The following is a 20,121-nucleotide window of genomic DNA, read 5'->3' as shown; positions in this document are numbered from 1 at the left end:
TCTGGACAAATACTCTGCAATGTTTGCACAATACACGGGTTTTTCAAACCCATTTATCCTGTAAATCCCAGGGACAAGAAATGTGCAAATCTACATGAGCATTTACGCCGTCATTGATTCAGTTTTAGTTCAGCGATCACAATAGACGCTAGAACTGGGTTTGGCAATGGGTCCGCTATCAGAGATGTAGAAAAAAAGATAGGTATGCAACTATACCGATAAGAAATCGCATCATTTATAGAATTAGAGTTAAGGGATTACCAAAAAGTCAGTTTCCCATGAATGTGATATACCCTGAAGGTACTGCAAGATTGATATTTTGGCCATTGACAATAGTCCCAAACGCCACCCCGATAACCTCGCCCTCTTCATTAAACACTGGGCTACCACTTGATCCAGGCGATATAGGAGCTGTTATTTGGAAGACTTTCATTCCAGACAGGTCGCGAATAGCACTGACTATTCCTGTCGACACTGTTTGAGATAAACCTAGAGGTGAACCAATTACAATTACCTTGTCACCTACCTCAACCTTAGAGGAAGAAACTTCTGTTACTGTCGGAACCCTGCTACGGGACTGTATAATTAACCGTGTAAACCCCATTGGGAAAAAGTTAAACTTTTACCAAGGGGGTTATGGGTATGGAAGAAAAACTATTCAGAAAACACCTTCGAGAGTTTATCAAAGAGAACAACTTGGTTACGGCTAAAAGGACGCTCAAGATGCTGTCAAGTCTCTAATGGGTCAGCTCATTGAAGAAATGTTGGAAGCTGAGCTTGAGAACGAACTCGGTTACAGTCGTTACGATTATCGTAGCAAGAAAACAAACAACACCAGGAACGGCCGCAGTGGAAGACGGTAAAAACCGAACTCGGGTCTCTTGAGATAAGCGTTCCTCGCGACCGCAACGGAGAATTCGAGCCGATAGTAGTCAAAAAACGCCAGAGAGACATCTCAAGCATAGAAGACCAGATACTATCCATGTACGCTAAGGGCATGAGCACGCGTGACATTCAGGATCACTTGCAAATGATATACGGCTTTGAAGCCTCCCCGGCTCTGATTTCAAGCATCACCGATAAAATCCTCCCTGTTATCAGGGAATGGCAGAACAGACCGTTACAGCAGGTATATCCATTCGTTTTCATCGATGCGGTGCACTACAGCGTACGTCAAGACGGTCAGGTTGTTAAGAAAGCAGCTTACGTAGTAATAGGCATCGACCTTGATGGTAAGAAGGATGTTCTGGGCATATGGATTGGCGAAAGCGAAAGTGCCAGGTTTTGGCTGTCGGTATTAAGCGATATAAAGAACCGCGGAGTAGAAGACATACTGATTGTCTCCGCCGATAACCTGGCCGGTATAAGCCAAGCAATCAAAGCCACTTTTCCCCAAGCCGAAGTGCAAAAGTGCGTAGTGCATCAGATAAGAAACTCACTGCGTTACGTCAGCTACAAAGACCGGTCTACCTTTGTCAAAGATCTTAAAGCCGTTTACAAGGCAGTAAACCATGAAGAAGCCCTAGCTGCCTTAGAAGCTTTAGAAGCCAAGTGGCAAGCCAAATATCCCTTGGCAGTAAGATCCTGGGTCAAGAACTGGGACGAGTTATCTACCTGTTTCAATTATCCCCCGGAGATACGAGGGTTGATATATACCACCAATATCATTGAGGCTTTTCACCGCCAACTGCGGAAAGTAACTAAAAGCAAGGCTGTACTACCCAACGATGATGCTCTTATCAAGATCCTTTACCTGGTTACTATGGACGTGACCGAAAAGTGGACTGTCTCAGTCAAAAACTGGGGACTGATTCTAACCCAATTGATAATCCTGTTCAAAGAAAGGATCGAGCGCTACCTTTGATTTCCGTACCGAAAGGGGTTTACACAAAAAAGTTGACAGACCCCATCACGCCGTACTAGGATCTTGAAAATGCGAGACATTACGCTGATTCAGTTTACAACTCTCTCCTTAAAATTGTTTGTACCCGACAGACTACGACCTGATCTGACCCCGCAATGCTTCAAAAACACGTTAGCATCGGCTCTGACTTGCAGCATCAGATATTTTGTCGAATGCTAAATTGCCAGATACAAGCTAACAGACAATGCAGCTGAACCGTGCTTCCCGAAACAAATTTGAAGTGTGTATGGAATAATACATTTATGTACGTGAAGAGACTTGTCTCGAGTACTGGTTCCGCCAGCCAGGAAAACACGTCCAAATATCAACTATCTCTAGCTCAATTGGTCACTACCATCATAAAATGTGTTTTCACACACATTTCCGAACTTGGTCCGTTTCCCATTCAGAGCTAATCAGAGTTGCCTTAGAGATAATCTCATCCACCAACTCGCTACGGTTATTGCTTGAACTTGCTTCGCACACCTGACCCTCTGGTTCTGTGCCATACGAACGGAGCTGTTTGAAAACCCGTTCCATAGTCCCATCTTTATCGCGATAAAACTCACTTCCGCGGATGCGGATGAATTTCCACCCTAACCGCTCCAAAACAGCTTGACGAGCTAGATCTTCCTCTAGTTTTTCAACTGGATGCCAACGGTCCCCGTCGCATTCAATGGCTATTCTGCCGCCAGTACTTTCTACGACGAGGTCAATAAAATAGTAACCAACCGGCCACTGGGCTCGCACGCGGTAGCCGGAGCGCACCAACCGCTGCAGTACCTCGCGTTCAAACGGGGATTGGGTCCGGCTGATTTCAGATGCGAGGGCTCGATTTTGAGCGTTTGGGTCTAGGGCGTACTCTATCAGCCGACGTCGGAGGTCTCCCGGCTTCAAATCAACATGCAGGTCAAGCGAATAAACAACCCACATTTGATCCCGTGCCCTGCTGGCAGCAACGTTAAACCGCTGCCGAAACCTATCGTCCTCTCGCATAGGCAGTGGACCTCCAGCAGGCGCATCTACAAGAGATAGGAACATCACGTCCCGTTCGTCGCCCTGAAACTGAGCTGCGGTGCCGCAAAGGATGCGGCGCTCCTTGTACTCCCTTTCAGATAGATACGTGCGCAAAAAAGAGTCTATTAAGCGAGCTTGGTCCTCACCCACCAACGAAACAACGCCAAACGTTTTCCCTTTATATGCTGGGTGCTGTACTGCCGCTAAGAGCAATGAAGCCAATTCTAGGGCTTCCTTTTTGTTTATCTTTTTTTCCGCATATGCTTCCCTAACACGGTATGGTACAACATGAGGTTTAAGTGCAACATTGCTGGACTCTCTCAATGGTCTTATCCGTCCATTGTAGCACAGGCTGTTACTGAACTGGATGATTTCTGGCACACACCGGAAATGCTCCACTAACATGATGACCCCACCAAAAGCCTCGCGCGCTATGTCATAGACAGAACGTCTACCATCATAAAGTGCAGCATTAGGTATATCACTGAGATACTCAGAAATAAGTGAAGTTATCCGTTCCAATTCCTGCCCAACCCCTTCGGGGCTCACCTGTTCGTGGTCTCCGACCACTATGGTACTTTTGCCTAGATACAACACTGCCAGACCAAGAATGTCACACTGGCTAGCCTCGTCAACTATTACAACATCGAATCTGGTACTACTGGGATCAAACTGTTCGACAGCCCTTGCAATCGGCATAATCCAAACCGGTACCGCTTCGCGAGCATCCCTGAGCCGACGGGAAGCCTCGACTCGCAGTTGGGGAGCTCTTTTACCTGTTCCCTTACCCAGTCGTTTCATTACATTGAGCCACCCAACCAAGGCCAGTCGCTGATGCAGGTTTGTGCGCCTGCATTGCTCAGCCCAAGCCCGCTGTTCTATGAGTTCGGTCGTCACCTGGCGGAGAACCGTTGTTTTCTTCTCCAGTTCTTCCTGTAACTCTGGAATTGATGTTGAAGCTCTTCTCGTCAGCTCATCGTTAAGCTGTCGCCACTGCCAAGCTACATAGGGATCTCCCGGTATATCCTCCTTGCCATGTACTCCTTTCCGGCTCCGGATTGCTTCCGCCCAACCGGGCGCAACACACTCAAGGCACGCTAAGAGCTGTTGGCGATCCCGGAAGTCACCCTGTTTCTTTTTTAGATCGGCAATCCTCTTGATTAGTTCTCGATAGGCCTCCACATCAAGTTTTCTCACCGCCACTGACAACTTCTCAATAATTCCACTCTCTTTTGCGCCCTTGGAAACTTCGAGCAGTTTCTTCTCAAGTTCCGTAATCTCGTCGATGGCTTTGGACTGCCGAAGGGTCAAAACCCTGCTTTTCAATATCTCAGGCAGTTGTTCTAACAAAGCATCCCCTAAAACCCTCAATTCGCCACCCTCGGAGAAGTCGGGATTCTGTAGCTGGCGAAAGATGTCCCATTTAAACCCCTCGTCCTCTATTTTTTCTTTTAAGGGTAAAAAGAGATCTTTCCAAAATCCCAACCAGTACTTGATGCGATGGCCGTAACGTGAAGCAACTCGTTCTGGCTCTCCTTCCAAGACTCCGAGAGACGGACCTCCCCGCTCCTCTATCAAATAGTTCCATCGCTGCCATAATTCTTTACGCAACTGCGCCAATCGCGCAGCAGCGGCCAAAGCTTTGAAGTGTTCGGGTAGCTGGGGTTGACCTGATGCCACTCTGGCGTTCTGCGTAAATCTCCGTAAAGTTGGATTCAGTATCAGAGAAAGCTTATTTACCTTTCCTCCTCGACGTTCCAGTTCGCTGGCCACTCTTTGACACAAGGTTTCCTGCTCTTCATAAAGTATATCTTCCTCTCTAGCCAACTGCGGGCGGTGTAACATCAACAGATCCTGACAATCGGCAAGGTAATCGTCGATCTGGTCAGTTAGCTCCAGCAATTTCTGCCATGGTTCTTTGTGCTTCTCCCCCTTCATTCCCGCTTCCGCGATGGCCAGTTCCCATAGTTCGGCCTCTAGTAACTTTTTCCCGAGCACCTCTGCTTCTTGAGTAAGACGCTCCAGTTCTTCGATTGAGCGCTCGATTTTCGAATTGGAGTCCCAAAGTTCTGCTGAGTTTTTCTCTACGGGGCAGCCGAGAAGAGATACCATTCTTTCAAAATCTTCAGGTTCTGGAAGGTCTTCGGGGATTCGGAGTACCGTGTCCATTTCAGATTCTTCCTCGGTCGTGAGGTAACCGTTGCTTCGATACAGTTTGGTTAATTCCTCTTCTGATAACGGCAAGGGTGCCCCCAGTTCAACTGGACCTGGAATCCAATCGTGGCACGAAACTCCTTCTGCAACAAATTGCGCTGCTTTGGAAGGGTCAAATGACTTTCCGGCAACGACTATTTCCCGGTATTCGCTGCCAACAGCCTCCATTAGTTTCTGTTTTAATTCCCTTATCTCTTGTATTAGCCGCTTTCTCTGAAAAGCCAATCCCTCTGCCCTTTTTTCAAGAGAGTCCGCATCACTTTGGGTAACTCTTATCGCAATGTGATGCACGGCTTCTTCAAGCTGCTTCCTGCTCTCTAAATCGTCATCGAGCACACTCACGCATAGTGGACGCAACTGATCCGCTATCTGGTCCCGCAATACACGTAATGCTTTTGAAGTATGTGCAGTAACAAGCACCGTCTTGCCTTGGGCAAGAAGATGCCCAATCAGGTTGGCAATGGTATGAGTTTTTCCTGTACCTGGCGGCCCCTGGACAATTACTCCGCCATGCCGTTGCAATCGATCCACAATCTGCATCTGTTCGTTGTTCCATTGCTTGCTGAAAAGAATTTCCTCGGGCTCGATGCCAGGCAATGTTTCGACTGCAGTGTCATTGGATGCATTGTCACTATCTGGTGGCTCGACACCCACTATCCTTGACAGAAACGGCGGTATATCCTCGCGTTCAGGCAAGTTCTTAAGGATAACATCTATTGCATTTGCAAAACCTTGATTGCGCTGACGCAGAAAGAGCACTGGATATCGTCCGATAACTGGCTGCTCCGTTTTTTTCGGTGGTAATCCACTTTCAACAAACTGTCCGTGCGGAGATAGCGCTTGTACGAGCCGTCGAAGGAAGCCAGAAGCATCTCCGCTTCCCAACGGATGAAACCCGCCACTCTCTAGTTCCTGCCGGATACGACCCAGTTGTTGTGGATCAACGTTGGTATCGCGAAGTGCAGCAGTATACAGCTCTGGAGTTGCGCCTATGTCTATAATGCGAAATTCTGGCACATCAGCATCGAATTCCAATTGAACAGGAATTAGTATCAGAGGATGATAAATGCTACCATGTTCATATGTCCAGCTGAGGATGCCGTCACCAACTACTAGCTCAAATCGTCCACCTTCCCGACTCAACTGTCCGTATAGTTCATATAGATCTTCAAAAACTCTCATAGCTTCCCTTGCAGGACGCTCATTTTCTGCCCATTTCGCGCGCAAGCTTAGCCATTTTTGCAAGTCCTTCTCGCGCTGCTTATCATCCTCAAAACGAACAACTTGTGTGTTTTGGTATGCGTCCTGCGCGTTCCTACTGGAGTATGGTTTTGCCTCCTGGAAAGGGTCGTCCCACCCGGGTTGTAACCATCCTTCGAGAGATTTCGGCAATTTTGGAGGCTCAGTGAGTTGAGGTCGGCGCACTGCGATAACAGTGTCGTATGACCCAATTTCCGATACACAATTTTCTCTGTACTCGTCATCGTCATCGCTATAAATGACTAATCTTCGCTGAATTGCATGGTGCTCAGGAAAGTCTTTTAGCCAACGATACCAAGGATGGTTGTTAATTTCTCTTGGAAAATTGTAACGCAGTTGGACATACTCCCTAAGGAATTTGTAAAGGCTGGTTAATCTTTCCTTTGATAAGCGGACATTTGTATCGTCACCCACGCCAGATCTCACCCCACTTCAGCATTTAGAAACAGTAGTTCATAAACTTCATAAATATTAAGCGGTTGGCAAAAACTTCAACATCGCCATCTCGCTCGCGCCAAGGTTTGAGTAACAATAGCCACGCAGTAACATTAGAAAGGAGCTTACTAACTTATCGCGACTCTGTAGATAAACCCACGTCCTTGCTTTTCCACTGTAGCAAGTCCGAGAGAACATAAGACTATGAGGATGTTTTGAACCTCAAATCGCCTTTTATATCCGTAACAGTAAAGCTTCAAGCCGGGTATGGCCCCTCGGTCTATCTCGTCCAACACGCCATTGACTGTAACCATCTTTCCCTTTAAATATTGGTGAAGAACTCGAACATTCTCTTTCAAAACGCGGTCCTCGAACACCTGCGACTTGCTCCGCTGCCGTACTATGTACTGGCTGGGATTTGTTGCGGATGCGAAAACTTCATATTCGTTACGCAGCGTCAATCTCCCCAGGAATTCGTTAGCTGCGACCACTTCTTACCCTCCCGTTCCCCGAGATTCCCTGTTCCTTTTCCGAACGCGGTTTTCTACCGCCTGCGTCTGCAGGCGGTGCCTCCACCGTTTACCATTCCTCGCTGTCGCTCGATTCCTCCGGCCACATTTCCCGCTCACTCTGCTCAGTCCCTACCCACGGATATATACTCCTGTCGTACAGCCTGAACCTGCCAGCCACTCCGTTTTCCCTGGCGGACTTGATAGCCCTGTCGATTCCGTTTGCCTTGGAAGATATCATGTCTGCAAGGTGCAGAATCACGGCTTCCGTTGTCGCCGGCTCCACGATTGCCCTCCACTCGAGCTGCCCGTGATGGCTCAAAATGAGATGGGCTATGGCGTCAATCCTACTTTCGGATACCTTCCACTTCAACGGCCAGTCGTTTTCCCAGAACCTGTACAGCATGTCCCTGCCCAGCAGGCAGTGGTCGCCCTTCAGCTTGACCGACTCGTTTATGGTAATGACGCCATACCTGTCTATCTCGTACTCCTTTGTCTTGCCTATGTCGTGCAGAACGGCCCCGGCCAGAAGCACGTCCGTATCCACGACAACGCCGTTTTCGTTCATCGCCTCCGCACTCGCCAGGGCGATTCTCACCACTTCCAGGGTGTGCTCCACCAGCCCGCCTACGTATGCGTGATGGTACTGCTTCGCTGCCGGTGTCCTGCAGAAGGCTTCCCGGTTTTCGTCGAGCAGGGCTCTTACCATGTTTTTGAGGTCCCCGTCGTTTATTCTCTGCACCAGGGAAAGCAGGTCTTCCCACAGTTCGTCTGCCGGTCTTTTGCTGGTTTCTACGTAGCGTTCGGGATCTTCGGGCGGATCTGTCACTTCGTATTCCCATATCGACAAGGACGTTTCGTACCTTTCATTCTCAGTTACTGTGTATCTGTTGACGTTTATCCAACGGCCGGGAACCAGGTTCGAAATATCATCTTCACCCGCAGTCCATCTGTTGGCCTTTATATGCCTCGCCTGTCCCATTTCCGGCACAGCTCCCGGTTTGACGGCCAACTGCATGCTGATGTACGGGTTGCCTTTTGCGGATATCCCCTGGGTTCTCGATTTTATCAACGCTCTGAAAGGCATTTGTGGTTTCTCCTTTGCTTTTTGCTTCAGTTCCCGGGTCAGGTTTTCCACTCTTCAGCTTGAGTGTACACGCGGGCGATTTTTTCTGCCACTTGCCTCACTTCGTCCCTCAGACTATTCGGGGACAATACCTCGGCCATGTCGCCCCACTGCAGGAGCCAGGCTACCATTTCCGAAAGCCCGCATCCTTCAAACGATACGACAACCGAACCGTCGGGAAGTTCCTTTTCTATTTCCTGAGACGGGTGGTAGAGCAGTTTTCCAGGTCTCGCCTGATCTGTCGCTCGCTTACCTCGAATCTCTCTGCCAGTTCCGCTATGGTTACGCCTCCGTACGGCGTCTTGCGGTTCAGCACCTCGACGATCATGTTCGACCTCAAAAGCTTGCTGGCGTCTTTTCTGCCCTTGCCTGCCACTGCCAACACTCCCGGCGACACGGTTTATTACCGCTTTTCTTCTTTACTTCACCGGAGCCGTTATTTTCCTTCTGAGGAAATCGTTTTGTGTCGATTTTGGAAAAGGGTTTTCGCTTTCATAGTACCAGGCGGGCGTTGACATAGTTGTGTCAATTGTGACCGTTGCATGCTGAAAAATTATTTGGGTAACGGCACCCCTACTCGCAGATTCTCTTGTTTGGCGACACTAATCCGTCCCCCCGGTCAGTAGCATATATCACCCCTGAAAACAGAGGAACCCTACACTTTTCAAAGGCAGGGTTCTTTCGCAGGGCTTGTGGCTACATGGACCTTCGGTCACTTCGGTTTACTACTTCTCCCTCTCCTCCCGCCTGATGGCTTCGGCTACCCAGGAGCGTATCAGGGTCTGGTAGGGCCGGTTATCTTTCGCAACACAAACACCTGCCTCTTACAACGTACTGCTTTTGTCTTGCTCTTGTCAACAGGCCTACTTCCTAAATCCTGCCAATACTTGGCCTGGAATTCAAGACCTTAAATGCACAGGGAAGAATTATGAAAATCAAGATTCATCGGGGAACACAAGAGGTAGGCGGCTCCTGCGTTGAACTGCAGAGCGGGGACACCCGTATTGTCGTGGATCTAGGCCTGCCTTTGGTAGAAAGATGAGTACTACAGGTTAGGGATTAAGGTTAAATACTTGAACGATGGCGATGTTTACCGGTTGAAGTGCTAGGAGCACAAAAGTGTTTATCTGGATCGTGGGATGGCCGACCAGTATATCTTTATCTTCCGTTATCCTGGCAATCGTGACCGCCTGCGCTATAGGCACCTTTTTCGGCTACTATCCCGCACGCCAGGCTTCATCCCTGGACCCGGTCCAAGCCTTGATCAGCCCTTGAGTTATAAGTAGAGCCCTGCCCAGTACTATTTTCGGTTCTCCCTCTGCTTGGCCAGGTAGTCTCTGATTATCATCCTTACCAGGGCACTGCGTGAGATCTGGTTTTCTTTCGCCAGACGCTTGATCTCTTCGACTTGTCTGGAAGTCAAGTAAAAAGTGGCGTGTTCGAACTTGTCGGTAGCCATTTCTTTTCACCCCTCCGGCTGGACCGAAACAACGTCCTGCTCTACTGGCTAGTATATGTAACCATTTCTCTCGCGGTTACCTTGTCGAGAGCTCGTTTTTCAGTTTCCCAACCCTTTCCCTCATAGCCCTACGCCCGGCTCGGATGATATCTGGAATCGCGTGGACCTCGCTCAGCCCGGCTTTTTCAACGTCAGGCTGTATCTCCATGTCCGCGAACAGTTGCCTTTCTAAAAACGATGTCTCCTCCACCGTGATATCTATGGACCTTGTCACAATACCGGGAATGTCACGCACGGGACGCTCTAACCGTCTCGATTGCAGATTGACCGCCAGAACATAGTCCGCGCCCATGATCTTAAGGACCCGGACCGGGACCGCGTCTTTCAGGGCACCGTCTACCAGACTCAACCCATTCAACTCTTTGGGAACAAAGGTAACCGGTATGCTGACGCTAGCGCGAACGGCCTCGCTTAAAGAAGCTTCCCTGATAATTATGGTATCCGAGTCCTCCACTTCAAATTGTTGGTTGGTGAAAATCACTCTTTTGCCGGAGTTTAAGTCCGTAGCTACAATAGCTAGCGGTAAACCCGCTTCCGACAAGCGCTTACCCTTCGTCCACCTAGCCACAAGTCCCTCCAGCCTGCTGCCTTTCAAAAACCCCGCTGGGAAGTGAGCCGGCCTACCTGTAAGAATGTGTCCAAGGAGTTTGCCCAGCCCTTGCCAGTCGTAGTCAAGATAGTCCTTGGCCCTGAGCCGTAGGACCGCCTCTTCCATCTCTCTGGGCGCCATTCCCGCGGCATAGCAGGCTGCCACTACCGCACCGGCACTGGTTCCGGACACATAGCTAGGGATGATCCCGTACCCGTGCAAAACCTGAAGAACCCCGACATGGGCTGCTCCCCGCAAACCTCCCCCTCCGAGAGCTAACCCCAGCGTCCTCACCTTCTAACCCCCCATTTCCCGCAGGCAAGAATAACCAGCCACTCATTTGTGTGGCACCTATTCCCTGGGCTTCCTTGTATTGTTATCACGGTGAAGCCGCTCCGTTTTTTAATGTTTATTTCTTGTACGAGTGCTGGTAATATTTCGTGCAGCCAGTGAACGAGCCGCTCGTTTGCGCCTCGTCTTCATGGACGGTTAAAATAAGACAACCCCTTGGTCAAACATTTGATAGAGCCCAAACTTGAAAGGAGCGATAACATGAAAAGAGCGATTCGTTTGTTTTCTTTCTTCGTCTTATTGTCCCTTGTTCTTGGCCCGGTCAGCTTAGTGAACCCGCCGGGGGCACTGGCTTTAACCGGATCTAGTTCGCAGTCGTCACCTACTTCCTATAGCTGGACTGATTGGATCGCCAGCTACGCTCTCCAGACCAAAGCTTCTTCCCCCACTTCCGCCACTTCTACCACAACGTCTACCTCCGCTACTTCGAACAATCAAACTCAAACCACACCGAGCAACTCGACTTCCCAACCACTGGCCTCGGAAGAGCAGTGGATGTTGACCCAGATTAACCGCGAACGCACCAGCAGAGGTATTAAGCCTCTAACCCTGGATCCAGCCCTGGTCAACCTCGCGCGCAAGAAGAGCCAGGATATGGTCGTCAACAACTATTTTGCTCATGAATCGCCTACTTACGGCAGCCCCGGGAAGATGGTAAAAGATGCTGGAATTAAGTACTGGCTGTGCGGGGAAAACCTGGCCCGGGCGGCAACTGTTGCCACTGCCCACCAGTTGCTGATGGAAAGTTCCATACACCGGGCGAACATATTGAATCAGCGCTATACTCACATTGGCATCGGCATAGTGCCCCAGAAATCAGGTCGGGGGGTAATGGTTACTCAGCTCTTCATTGCCAAGTAAATAGGAACTAGAGAACTAAATAGGTAAAACCAGTATCCGTCCGGATACTGGTTTTACTGCCAGCTTATTCCCCGCAGCCGCAGCTGCCGCCCGTTTTGACCCCAAAGATGTCATCTTGTGGAGGGTAAGGAGGCCAAGGGGGATCAAACTCCGGACACTCGCCTAGACCGTTTTGACATTCGGGTGGTTCGGCGCAATAACCGTAAGTCGGGATCATTAGTTGCACTTCGGAAATGAGCTTGAAGAGCAGGAGCTTGCCTACGCAGCACGTAATCTCAGTTACACCGCCAATTTCGTTGACCTTAGAGATAAAGCACTCGAGGCAGGCCACCAGCGGCACATCGACTTCGCACTTCAAACCGGTTTCTCCAGCCCGGGACAAGCGCACTGACTTAAAGACATGCACCGTTTTTTGTAAGGTGACAGTTGTGGTGTCGATGAGAACAATTTTGCAGATAACCTCGAGGTCAAAGTCTACGCTGACCCGACCGGCTTGAGGAATGTCGCAGATTATGTCACTTACGATCTTGGCGGATACGCAATCGATTCGATCGATGGTGTTCCTGGGAATCGGCACTTCTAGCTCAAAAATGATTTTCTCGACATCTGCTTCTTTACACTCCTGCAACACCTTGTTTACCTTTATGCAATCGATTTCCGTGGGCGGCGGGCACTGGGGAATGCCGTCTACTACCGGGCACTTGCCAGGCCTTACTTCAGCCATACTGTTCCCTCCTTTCTTTGAACTCCTGTCAGCTCTGCGGCTCGGGCCGGGAGCCTCCAGACTTTCTAGGATATACTATGCGGGGGCAAAACTTGGTGTTACTGGAAGTCTCGATTTGCTGTTACAGCCAATACTGAGTTAGCAGACGTAGAGGTATTACCAACAGAGAATGAAAATTGGGATATTACACGGTACAAGGAAATAAATCACAATAATTTATAATCTGCCTTAATCTGCGCCTGTCTTGTGACTTACTTGCGACCCGGGGCTTTTCCAGTTAAGCGGACCCACTCGGAGAGAGGCCAGGGATACTCGCTCCAAGATTTGCTCATTCTCTGTTCGCTCTCCAAATTTGTTGAATCGCAGCCTTCGTTCCCGTTTTTTTTCTCTCCCGTAAGCGGCAGTTCTTTTCCTTCCGAGGGTTTGTCGTTACAAGATTCGGCCTCCTCACCCCGGCTTCTTTCTCCTTGCTGTGGATGCCATCGACGAGCTAGCGTCCTTTGGGGCCGCCTTGATCTCCGGGTCCGCTCGTTTTCCGCCTTGACCAATTGCAGGAGGCGCCTGGCGCCGGCCGGTCCCAAGAGGACCCCTTCATCCACCCTGACCAGGCTATTGGGGATCAAGTGAGCGTTTATGAGCTCAATAACCTCGGCCTCGCTCCTGTCGAGCTGTTTTGCCACCTCTTTTATGGTGTAATAACCCTGCACCGCGCATCCACCCCCAGAGCTCTGTTCTGTCTGCCCGAAACTAAGACTCTGTCCGCTTTCTTCTCTGTTCCTCACAATATAGTATGAAAGCCGTGCCCGAATGGACACGGCTCTGACAAGCGCCAACGCGTTTCTCTTCAAAGAAAAAAGGATGGTCAAAACGCCCCCCATAAGAAATTTAGCTGCCGTTGATGGCAGCTAGTCGTTAACATTCGCTATCTTTATCTCTTCTTCACCGTTGTTGCATACGAAGAGCTCAACGGTTTCCGTCAGGATGTCGGCGTAACTATAAGAAATTCTTCTTTCCACTTTACGTTCGTTAATCTTTATTACAAATATATTCGGGTAAGTAGATTCTAACACGCCTTCGCTCTCGATGATGCGGTTTCGGCCCCGGTTCGCTTTTAGTCTAATCCGACTCCCAACGAACGAATCGAGGTCCTTCTTTATCTCGGAAATCGGCCTGGGCAAACCCAATTACATCACCTTCTTTGTAGTTGTAATCAAAAATATTTTATCCCATCCCCCGTTTATTGTCAAGATGGGGTTATAAGTATACTCAAAAACCTGATCGCTGTCAACAAAAGTTATGTCGAAAAATAAAACGGCAAACTTGGATTTGCCGTTCCATAGTCTATTTCGTATATTTATCCGCAACTTTGCTAGCTCCACAAGCCTCCGGCTTTATCTTGGCATCGAATCCGCTACCAACAATCATCCCGATAATATCTTTAATCAGATCTCGAGTATCCCCCCGCAACCCAACATCTAAGTGTATCTCCACTTCAAGGTCGTCTCGCCCGTGTTGGTGAAGCAGATGTACCAAACGATCTGCCGTAGACAGGCTCAAGGACGCCTCGTAAAAAATACGCTGACGCACGCTGCCCATTTTCTGCATATGCTTCTTCGTGTAGTAATAACGAGCCCCTTTACCTATTCTGTGTATAATGATTGCGGTCACAAAGCAGGTTGCTTCCCGTAACTGGGAATCGGAGCCTACTATTAACTTGTAAGGTAAACTGGTATCTTCCGACACATAGTCGAGGATATCTTCCCCCACCTGCTCCAGGGTCATGCGCCCACGGCTGGGACTAAAGAATATCATGGTCATTGCGCCTCCTGTTCGGAAAAAGCATCAGCTATTTTACCGAATTCATCGATCTCTAGGGTTTCTGGTCGTCTCTTCGGCTCGACTCCCAACACTCCCAGTTTCTGGGCTGCTTCCGCCTTATCCACACCGAAAAACTCAGCTACTATGTTATGTATAGTCTTTCGACGCCTTTGAAAAGCTTCCTTGACCAGCCCTTTGAAAACGTCTTCATTCCTGATTGCCCAGGGCCGTGCCCGCCGAGGCGTAACGCGTATTACTGCCGAGTCCACCTCGGGGCGAGGACGAAAACAATTGGGCGAAACCCTGCGCACCATTTCCACTTCTGCCTGGTATCTTACCATTACCGTTAGCATACCGTAGTCCTTAGTACCCGGAGGCGCTAGCATCCGCTCTGCCACTTCTCTCTGAACCATTAAGACGGCCCAGCACATGGAAGGCGCAGTCGCTAGTAGATGGAAAATTATAGGTGTTGTTATATAATAAGGGAGATTGCCACAAACTTTGTAGCTTGCCTCGGGAGCAAGCGAAAAAGCCTGTTTTGTTTCCCTTTCAATGTTTAATTTCAGTATGTCGCCGAACAACGTCTTTACATTGTCCCGTCCTGCCAGTACTTCCTTTAACGGTTCGGACAGGTCCGGGTCCACTTCAATAGCCAGGACTCCCTTTGCTTCTTGGGCCAGGTATCCGGTTAAAGCGCCGATTCCTGCTCCTATCTCTACTACGTAATCGTTCTGGTTAAGCTCGCAGGCTTTGGCGATACTGGTTAATACGTTGTGGTCCAACAAAAAATGTTGTCCCAACCTCTTCTTCGGGTGCAGGTTGTACTTTGCCAAAACGGCTCTTACCCGAGCTAAGTGAAAGCTACCTTCATCCATCACCGAACCCTCTAGTCATACTACTAGCATTATACTATAAAGCTTCAAAATTAAAAGAACCTGGGATGATTTCCCAGGCCAACCTTTACCGCGGCGGTATACGACGAGATACCTCGTTGATGTCTCCTTGCAATTGGCTAACCGGTTTCCCGTCAGCCACCTTTTTGGCTATCGCTCGGATCTTGGCGACCAGGTCTGGATCTGCTGTAACCTGAACCCTCTTTATCCTAGGATCAGCTTGGGTTAACCTGTTAGCTACCTCGTCCATAACCTTTTTCTCTTCCTTGTTCCCCTGACCTTTCTTGACCATGAGTCCGACGATAGCGTTAATCCGCTTGCCCTGCCCCTGTAGAATGACCGTGGCGTTTTCGACCCCCTCTACCTTGACCGCCTGATTGGAAAGCTTGTCTGCCAGTTGCCGAAACTCGGACATTTCCAAGGTCGCAGGTGGGGTCACAGTTCTCGGCTTTCGCGCCGGCTGTTGGCAACCGGTAAGAGCAACCATTACAATCAGACCAATCGCGACCAACCTAACCCGTGCATTTGATAACATAGGCTTCCCCCTTTCGGTGCTTATTAGATATTGTTTGGGGAAAAGCCAGTTTTTAAACGCGAAGCAAATGTTCCCACAAACAGAACTCCCAAAGACTGTGCCATGTGTACTTGCCTAAACAAATTAAGGGGTCTTAGCCCCTTCTGCTTTTACCGATGCAAAGTACATGCTTTTTCAACCACGTGCCTTATTCCAACACGTATACCTTTACAGTCCTGCGTCCCCAAGATCGGCACTGGCTCTCGGTCTCCATAAAAACGTCAATGCGGTTTCCCTTAATGTCACTTCCACAATCTGCAGCCCTGGCAAATCCATACCCCTCAACGTACAGCCTAGTCCCCATGGGTATCACGCTCGGGTCCACCGCCACTAATCCTACCTCAGGATATGCACCGGACGATGTCCGGCTCCCCGTATAAGTGTAGGCAGTTGCTTCGGCTATCATGGCCCTATCAAAGTCAAGCCTGAGATTACCACGGGATACTGAAGTGATGGTTCCCATGGCTATCACTTGAGGTACAGGATCTTTTACGATGGTTCTCCCTATGACTTCTCGTCCCGTCTCTTTTCCGTCGTGATAAGTTATCTTGATTTCATCCACAGCTAAACCGTTTTGCCCGCGGCGAACGGTCTTGGTCAAACCCTTTTCAAGGGTGTTGTCCGCCGTCCTCTGGACCGGGTACGGAATAACCGCATTGGCGGTTATCACCTGATGGCTTACTCTGACTACCCGAATGTCTTGCCCTTTTTTGATGACAACGTCCGGCTTTGGTGTTACGATGTCCTCGTCTCCCAGGCCAATACCGGCGACCTTGAGGGCTTGGGCTACCGTAACCGGGGTAGTAAGTATCTGGCGCACTCTGCCGTCAGCCAGTACTTTAACATTGAAAGCCCTGATCACCTGAATACGGGATCCCTTTTCTAACCTGGTATCTAATCCTGGTTTCACTACATCCTTGGGTCCCAGCTTGATGCCTTCTTGCTCCAAGACATCCTGTACCGTTTGTTTGAATGTTAACGTTCTAACCAGCTTTCCGTCGACCGCAATAGTGACGTCTTTCTCCAGCCAGAATAAGAGCCCTCCTAAAAAAGCTACCATGAAAACTAGCGCCAGCCAAAAAGCTAGCTGCTTGCTTCTCAAAAATAGCACGGGCATCCCCTCCCAACTGTGCCTTAATTTTACCTGCTAACAAACGTTCTGTCAATGACAATTATGGTATCATCTAGCTTGTCTGGTGATTTCTGGCATTAGCCTTGGTGCGTCTCAATCACTATTTATTATTATCAGTTTGTGCAGGATTTATTCCTCACAGGTTTTGGATCGGGGCCCGTCTCTAAAATCAACACTACATAAACCGCTCTGCCGTCACCTTATCCGAAAGACTTCCTTGGTGTTCCGCGATGTCAGGTAAGCCACTTCTTCCCACGATTTGCGTCGGATCTCAGCTAGCTTTTTAGCAACTTCGCGAACGTGTACTGGTTCATTACGCCGACCGCGGTAAGGTTCTGGCGTAAGGTAAGGACAATCAGTTTCCACCAAAACCCGCTCAAGCGGCACCTTTCCTGCTACTTCGATGGCTTTCCGAGCATTCTTAAAAGTCAGAGGCCCGGCAAAAGAAATATAGAATCCCAGTTTCAACAGCTCGATGGCCATCGGCCAGCTCCCCGAGTAGCAGTGCATAACCCCTCCGTTCTCACCCGCTTTTTCTTCTTTAATTATTTGGAGAACTTCTTGATGCGCATCCCGGTCATGGATGACTATCGGTTTGCCCAGTTCCTTGGCTACCCTTATCTGCACGCGGAAAGCCTCGCGCTGCACGTCTCGCGGTGAAAGGTCCCGGTAAAAGTCCAGCCCGATCTCTCCCACCGCCACTACTCTCGGGTCCCGGGCCATTCTAAACAATTCGCTTTGCGCTTCTTCGCTAAGGGTTTTCGCATCGTGAGGGTGTACCCCAACTACGGCAAAGATGTTGGGGTACCTGTGGGCCAGCTCTAAGGTTTCGGCAGATGATTCGATATCGTATCCCACGCAAACGATACCCGCTAGCCCCCCGCTGAATGCGCGCTCTATGACTTCCTCCCTATCCTTGCGATAAGCCTTGTCCTGTAAGTGGGCATGGCTATCGATGAGCAACGCTTCCTCCAATTCTTCATGCCCCCTGTTCTGCTCACTTTATCTTGCAACCAGAGGGAAGATCCCGGTCCAAGGTGAGGATAGCCAGCCCCTCTTCATTAGAGGCGGCCAGCAACATCCCTTGCGATTCGACTCCCCTTAATTTGGTCGGTTTCAGATTCGCTACCACTACGATCTTCTTGCCGACGAGCTCCTCGGGGGTGTAGTGCTGAGCAATGCCGGCTACTATGGTTCGCTCTTCTTCCCCCAGCCTCACCTTAAGAACCAGCAGCTTGTCTGCCTTCTTCATCTTCTCCGCCGCTATTACTTCTGCTACCCGGAGATGGACGCGCGCGAACTCATCTATGGTTATGAATTCCTGCAAGTCATTCACCTCGGGCCCCGGTTCGGCTGCAATAGGTTCGGCCGAGGTTTCCTTGTCATCCTTTTCCAAAGTCTTTAAGTCAATCCGCGGGAACAGGGACTCGCCTTTTGCCACCTTTCTGCCGGACACTAGCAGTCCCCACTTCCCGGCTTCGCCCCACCTCAGTTGCTCGGGATCGTCAAATACCGGAATCTGCCGGTTTATTCTCCCTGGCAGGGTGGGCATAAATGGCGCCAACATTATACCAGTAATGCGGATGACCTCGGCTAGGTTATAAAGAACCGTATTCAGGCGTTCTCGCTTAGCTTCATCCCGGGCCAGCAACCACGGTGCCGACTCGTCGATGTACTTGTTAGCCCGGGAAATCAGCCGCCACACAGCACCCAAAGCAGAAGAAAAATCCAAACGGTCCAGCTGCCGGCCCACTTCGCCGTAGACAGCGGCTGCAGTATCCACCAGTTCTTGATCCAGCCCTTCTTGTGGGCCTGGTACCGGGATCACGCCCTGGCAGTACCGTTCTATCATCCCGATGGTCCGGCTGACCAGGTTACCCAAATCATTGGCCAAATCCGAGTTGATGCGGGCTATCAGCATTTCTTCTGAATAGTAGCCATCCATCCCGTAATTGAGTTCCTTCAACAGGTAGTAGCGGATAGAGTCTACACCGTACTTTTCCACCAGAATCAGAGGGTCAACCACATTGCCCTTGGATTTCGACATCTTGCCGCCTTCCAGCATCAGCCACCCGTGGCCGAAAACCTGTTTGGGCAAAGGAAGGTCAGCCGCCATGAGAATGGTAGGCCAGATTACAGTATGGAAACGGACTATATCCTTACCCACCAGGTGTACATCCGCCGGCCAGTACTTGCCGAACTTTTCCTGGTCGTCGGGGTATCCCACGGCAGTCAAATAATTTACCAGAGCATCAAACCAAACATAAATGACGTGCCCAGGGGCAAACGGGATCGGTATTCCCCATTCGAAAGTAGTCCGGGAAACACAGAGATCTTCAAGCCCCGATTTGATGAAGTTTATCATCTCGTTTCGCCTGGATTCGGGTTGTATGAAGTCCGGGTTTTCTTCGATGTGTTTGAGCAACCGCTCGGCATACTTGGACATAGCAAAGAAATAGCTTTCCTCCTGGGTCAGCTCCACCGGGCGGTCGCAGTCCGGACATTTACCGTCAACTAGCTGGCGTTCCGTCCAAAAGGCTTCACAAGGAGTGCAGTACCACCCCTCGTATTTTGCCTTGTAAATATCGCCTTTTTCATAAACTTTCTGGAAAATAGTCTGAACGGCTTTTTCGTGCCGCTCTTCGGTGGTACGGATGAAGTCATTGTGGCTGATTAACAGGGTATCCCACAACACCTTGAATCCGTCTACGATTCTGTCTACGTATGCCTTAGGTTCCATTCCCTTGTCCCGGGCCGTGCGTTCAATCTTTTGGCCGTGTTCGTCCGAACCGGTGAGAAAGAACACGTCATACCCCTGCATCCGCTTGTAGCGCGCTATGCAATCCGCAGCTACCGTGGTATAAGCATGACCTATATGCAGGTTGTCGCTGGGATAGTAAATGGGAGTCGTTATGTAAAAACTCTTGCCATCACCCATAACCCAAACCTCCTCGCTTTTTAGCAAGATGACCGATTTCACAACAAAGCCCCTCGTCTGCTTCGAGAGGCCCTCTTCCTCCGTCTAATGTGTCCTGATCATAGAAAAAAAACGGCTGCATGTCAAGAAAACCCAGCCACAGACCCGGCACTCAGCTTAAGTCGTTTATCAGTGACGAGCACTTTACAGCCTCCTAGATATATTACAACTTTTGTCAGCTGAGTGCTGGCTCTGTGGCTTCCAACTTTTTGTCGAAAA

At 49.7% G+C, this 20,121-nt stretch carries 19 protein-coding genes and 1 pseudogene; 3 read left to right on the top strand and 17 right to left on the bottom strand.

What is annotated here, in order from left to right:
* Positions 1-268 precede the first annotated feature (268 nt).
* Positions 269-604, bottom strand: a complete 336-nt coding sequence (locus SLIP_RS13065) for a S1C family serine protease (protein ID WP_083761918.1) — start codon at positions 602-604, stop codon at positions 269-271.
* Positions 605-642: 38 nt separating this feature from the next.
* Between SLIP_RS13065 and SLIP_RS00390 the strand changes: the two are divergent.
* Positions 643-1,864, top strand: a pseudogene (locus tag SLIP_RS00390) (IS256 family transposase).
* A gap of 411 nt (positions 1,865-2,275) precedes the next feature.
* Here the strand turns inward: SLIP_RS00390 and SLIP_RS00385 are convergent.
* The 5 genes from SLIP_RS00385 to SLIP_RS13170 all read right to left on the bottom strand — a co-directional run bounded on the left by SLIP_RS00385 (position 2,276) and on the right by SLIP_RS13170 (position 8,840).
* Entirely contained in the window at positions 2,276-6,316 is a 4,041-nt protein-coding gene (locus tag SLIP_RS00385) for an AAA domain-containing protein (protein WP_207635742.1), read from the bottom strand.
* Positions 6,317-6,957: 641 nt separating this feature from the next.
* Entirely contained in the window at positions 6,958-7,320 is a 363-nt protein-coding gene (locus tag SLIP_RS00380; RefSeq protein ID WP_013174278.1) for a hypothetical protein, read from the bottom strand.
* Between the two features lie 88 nt (positions 7,321-7,408).
* Positions 7,409-8,425, bottom strand: coding sequence for a 3'-5' exoribonuclease YhaM family protein (locus SLIP_RS00375; RefSeq protein ID WP_013174277.1), 1,017 nt, complete (start codon positions 8,423-8,425; stop codon positions 7,409-7,411).
* 38 nt (positions 8,426-8,463) lie between these two features.
* Positions 8,464-8,658 (bottom strand): WCX domain-containing protein, encoded by a 195-nt coding sequence (locus SLIP_RS12245; RefSeq protein ID WP_479725382.1) that lies wholly within the window; start codon positions 8,656-8,658, stop codon positions 8,464-8,466.
* Positions 8,655-8,840: a DeoR family transcriptional regulator gene (locus SLIP_RS13170; protein WP_041432468.1), complete on the bottom strand. Its 186-nt coding sequence runs from the start codon at positions 8,838-8,840 to the stop codon at positions 8,655-8,657. The genes SLIP_RS12245 and SLIP_RS13170 overlap by 4 nt, the downstream gene beginning before the upstream one ends.
* 743 nt (positions 8,841-9,583) lie before the next feature.
* On the opposite strand from SLIP_RS13170, the gene SLIP_RS12500 reads away from it, so the two are divergent.
* Positions 9,584-9,739 carry an ABC transporter permease gene (locus tag SLIP_RS12500; RefSeq protein ID WP_207635741.1) on the top strand — a complete coding sequence of 52 codons (156 nt, stop codon included), beginning with the start codon at positions 9,584-9,586 and terminating at the stop codon, positions 9,737-9,739.
* Between the two features lie 25 nt (positions 9,740-9,764).
* Here the strand turns inward: SLIP_RS12500 and SLIP_RS12240 are convergent, their stop codons facing one another.
* Together SLIP_RS12240 and SLIP_RS00365 are read right to left on the bottom strand one after the other, a co-directional pair.
* Complete coding sequence (locus SLIP_RS12240; protein WP_083761916.1) at positions 9,765-9,923, bottom strand: ribbon-helix-helix protein, CopG family; 159 nt, start codon at positions 9,921-9,923, stop codon at positions 9,765-9,767.
* Between the two features lie 76 nt (positions 9,924-9,999).
* Positions 10,000-10,866, bottom strand: a complete 867-nt coding sequence (locus SLIP_RS00365; RefSeq protein ID WP_013174276.1) for a patatin-like phospholipase family protein — start codon at positions 10,864-10,866, stop codon at positions 10,000-10,002.
* Positions 10,867-11,124: 258 nt separating this feature from the next.
* Between SLIP_RS00365 and SLIP_RS12850 the strand changes: the two genes are divergently transcribed.
* Positions 11,125-11,784: a CAP domain-containing protein gene (locus SLIP_RS12850; protein ID WP_013174275.1), complete on the top strand. Its 660-nt coding sequence runs from the start codon at positions 11,125-11,127 to the stop codon at positions 11,782-11,784.
* Between the two features lie 64 nt (positions 11,785-11,848).
* Here SLIP_RS12850 and SLIP_RS00355 read toward each other — a convergent pair whose 3' ends face one another.
* The 9 genes from SLIP_RS00355 to metG all read right to left on the bottom strand — a co-directional run bounded on the left by SLIP_RS00355 (position 11,849) and on the right by metG (position 19,863).
* Positions 11,849-12,508: a hypothetical protein gene (locus SLIP_RS00355; protein WP_013174274.1), complete on the bottom strand. Its 660-nt coding sequence runs from the start codon at positions 12,506-12,508 to the stop codon at positions 11,849-11,851.
* A 251-nt stretch (positions 12,509-12,759) separates the two neighbouring features.
* Positions 12,760-13,215: a hypothetical protein gene (locus tag SLIP_RS00350; protein ID WP_148216476.1), complete on the bottom strand. Its 456-nt coding sequence runs from the start codon at positions 13,213-13,215 to the stop codon at positions 12,760-12,762.
* 198 nt (positions 13,216-13,413) lie between these two features.
* On the bottom strand, positions 13,414-13,692 hold the full coding sequence (locus tag SLIP_RS00345; RefSeq protein ID WP_013174272.1) for a Veg family protein: 279 nt from the start codon (positions 13,690-13,692) through the stop codon (positions 13,414-13,416).
* Between the two features lie 157 nt (positions 13,693-13,849).
* Positions 13,850-14,320, bottom strand: a complete 471-nt coding sequence (locus SLIP_RS00340; RefSeq protein ID WP_013174270.1) for a ribonuclease H-like YkuK family protein — start codon at positions 14,318-14,320, stop codon at positions 13,850-13,852.
* Between the two features lie 2 nt (positions 14,321-14,322).
* Positions 14,323-15,201: a 16S rRNA (adenine(1518)-N(6)/adenine(1519)-N(6))-dimethyltransferase RsmA gene (rsmA, locus tag SLIP_RS00335; protein ID WP_013174269.1), complete on the bottom strand. Its 879-nt coding sequence runs from the start codon at positions 15,199-15,201 to the stop codon at positions 14,323-14,325.
* An 85-nt stretch (positions 15,202-15,286) separates the two neighbouring features.
* Positions 15,287-15,754 (bottom strand): YhcN/YlaJ family sporulation lipoprotein, encoded by a 468-nt coding sequence (locus SLIP_RS00330; RefSeq protein ID WP_013174268.1) that lies wholly within the window; start codon positions 15,752-15,754, stop codon positions 15,287-15,289.
* A 187-nt stretch (positions 15,755-15,941) separates the two neighbouring features.
* Positions 15,942-16,910, bottom strand: a complete 969-nt coding sequence (locus tag SLIP_RS00325; protein WP_148216475.1) for a ubiquitin-like domain-containing protein — start codon at positions 16,908-16,910, stop codon at positions 15,942-15,944.
* Positions 16,911-17,120: 210 nt separating this feature from the next.
* The gene (locus tag SLIP_RS00320; RefSeq protein ID WP_013174266.1) at positions 17,121-17,888 is read right to left on the bottom strand and encodes a TatD family hydrolase; all 768 of its coding nucleotides are present in this window, start codon (positions 17,886-17,888) and stop codon (positions 17,121-17,123) included.
* Positions 17,889-17,922: 34 nt separating this feature from the next.
* Entirely contained in the window at positions 17,923-19,863 is a 1,941-nt protein-coding gene (metG, locus tag SLIP_RS00315) for a methionine--tRNA ligase (protein ID WP_013174265.1), read from the bottom strand.
* Positions 19,864-20,121: the final 258 nt, after the last annotated feature.

The sequence above is a fragment of the Syntrophothermus lipocalidus DSM 12680 genome (genome assembly GCF_000092405.1).
GTDB lineage: Bacteria > Bacillota > Syntrophomonadia > Syntrophomonadales > Syntrophothermaceae > Syntrophothermus > Syntrophothermus lipocalidus.
The sequence above is the reverse complement of the archived record's forward strand: the minus strand, read 5'-3'. Positions and strand labels throughout refer to the sequence as shown.

What these genes read in the sequence shown, in the direction of transcription:
- SLIP_RS00375 (WP_013174277.1), bottom strand. Translation starts at nt 8,425, where the DNA reads ATGCCTTTCAGAGCGTTGATAAAATCGAGAACCCAGGGGATATCCGCA.
- metG (WP_013174265.1), bottom strand. Translation starts at nt 19,863, where the DNA reads ATGGGTGATGGCAAGAGTTTTTACATAACGACTCCCATTTACTATCCC.
- SLIP_RS12850 (WP_013174275.1), top strand. Translation starts at nt 11,125, where the DNA reads ATGAAAAGAGCGATTCGTTTGTTTTCTTTCTTCGTCTTATTGTCCCTT.
- SLIP_RS00340 (WP_013174270.1), bottom strand. Translation starts at nt 14,320, where the DNA reads ATGATATTCTTTAGTCCCAGCCGTGGGCGCATGACCCTGGAGCAGGTG.
- SLIP_RS00330 (WP_013174268.1), bottom strand. Translation starts at nt 15,754, where the DNA reads ATGTTATCAAATGCACGGGTTAGGTTGGTCGCGATTGGTCTGATTGTA.
- SLIP_RS00325 (WP_148216475.1), bottom strand. Translation starts at nt 16,910, where the DNA reads ATGCCCGTGCTATTTTTGAGAAGCAAGCAGCTAGCTTTTTGGCTGGCG.
- SLIP_RS12240 (WP_083761916.1), bottom strand. Translation starts at nt 9,923, where the DNA reads ATGGCTACCGACAAGTTCGAACACGCCACTTTTTACTTGACTTCCAGA.
- SLIP_RS13065 (WP_083761918.1), bottom strand. Translation starts at nt 604, where the DNA reads ATGGGGTTTACACGGTTAATTATACAGTCCCGTAGCAGGGTTCCGACA.
- SLIP_RS00355 (WP_013174274.1), bottom strand. Translation starts at nt 12,508, where the DNA reads ATGGCTGAAGTAAGGCCTGGCAAGTGCCCGGTAGTAGACGGCATTCCC.
- SLIP_RS00385 (WP_207635742.1), bottom strand. Translation starts at nt 6,316, where the DNA reads ATGAGAGTTTTTGAAGATCTATATGAACTATACGGACAGTTGAGTCGG.
- rsmA (WP_013174269.1), bottom strand. Translation starts at nt 15,201, where the DNA reads ATGGATGAAGGTAGCTTTCACTTAGCTCGGGTAAGAGCCGTTTTGGCA.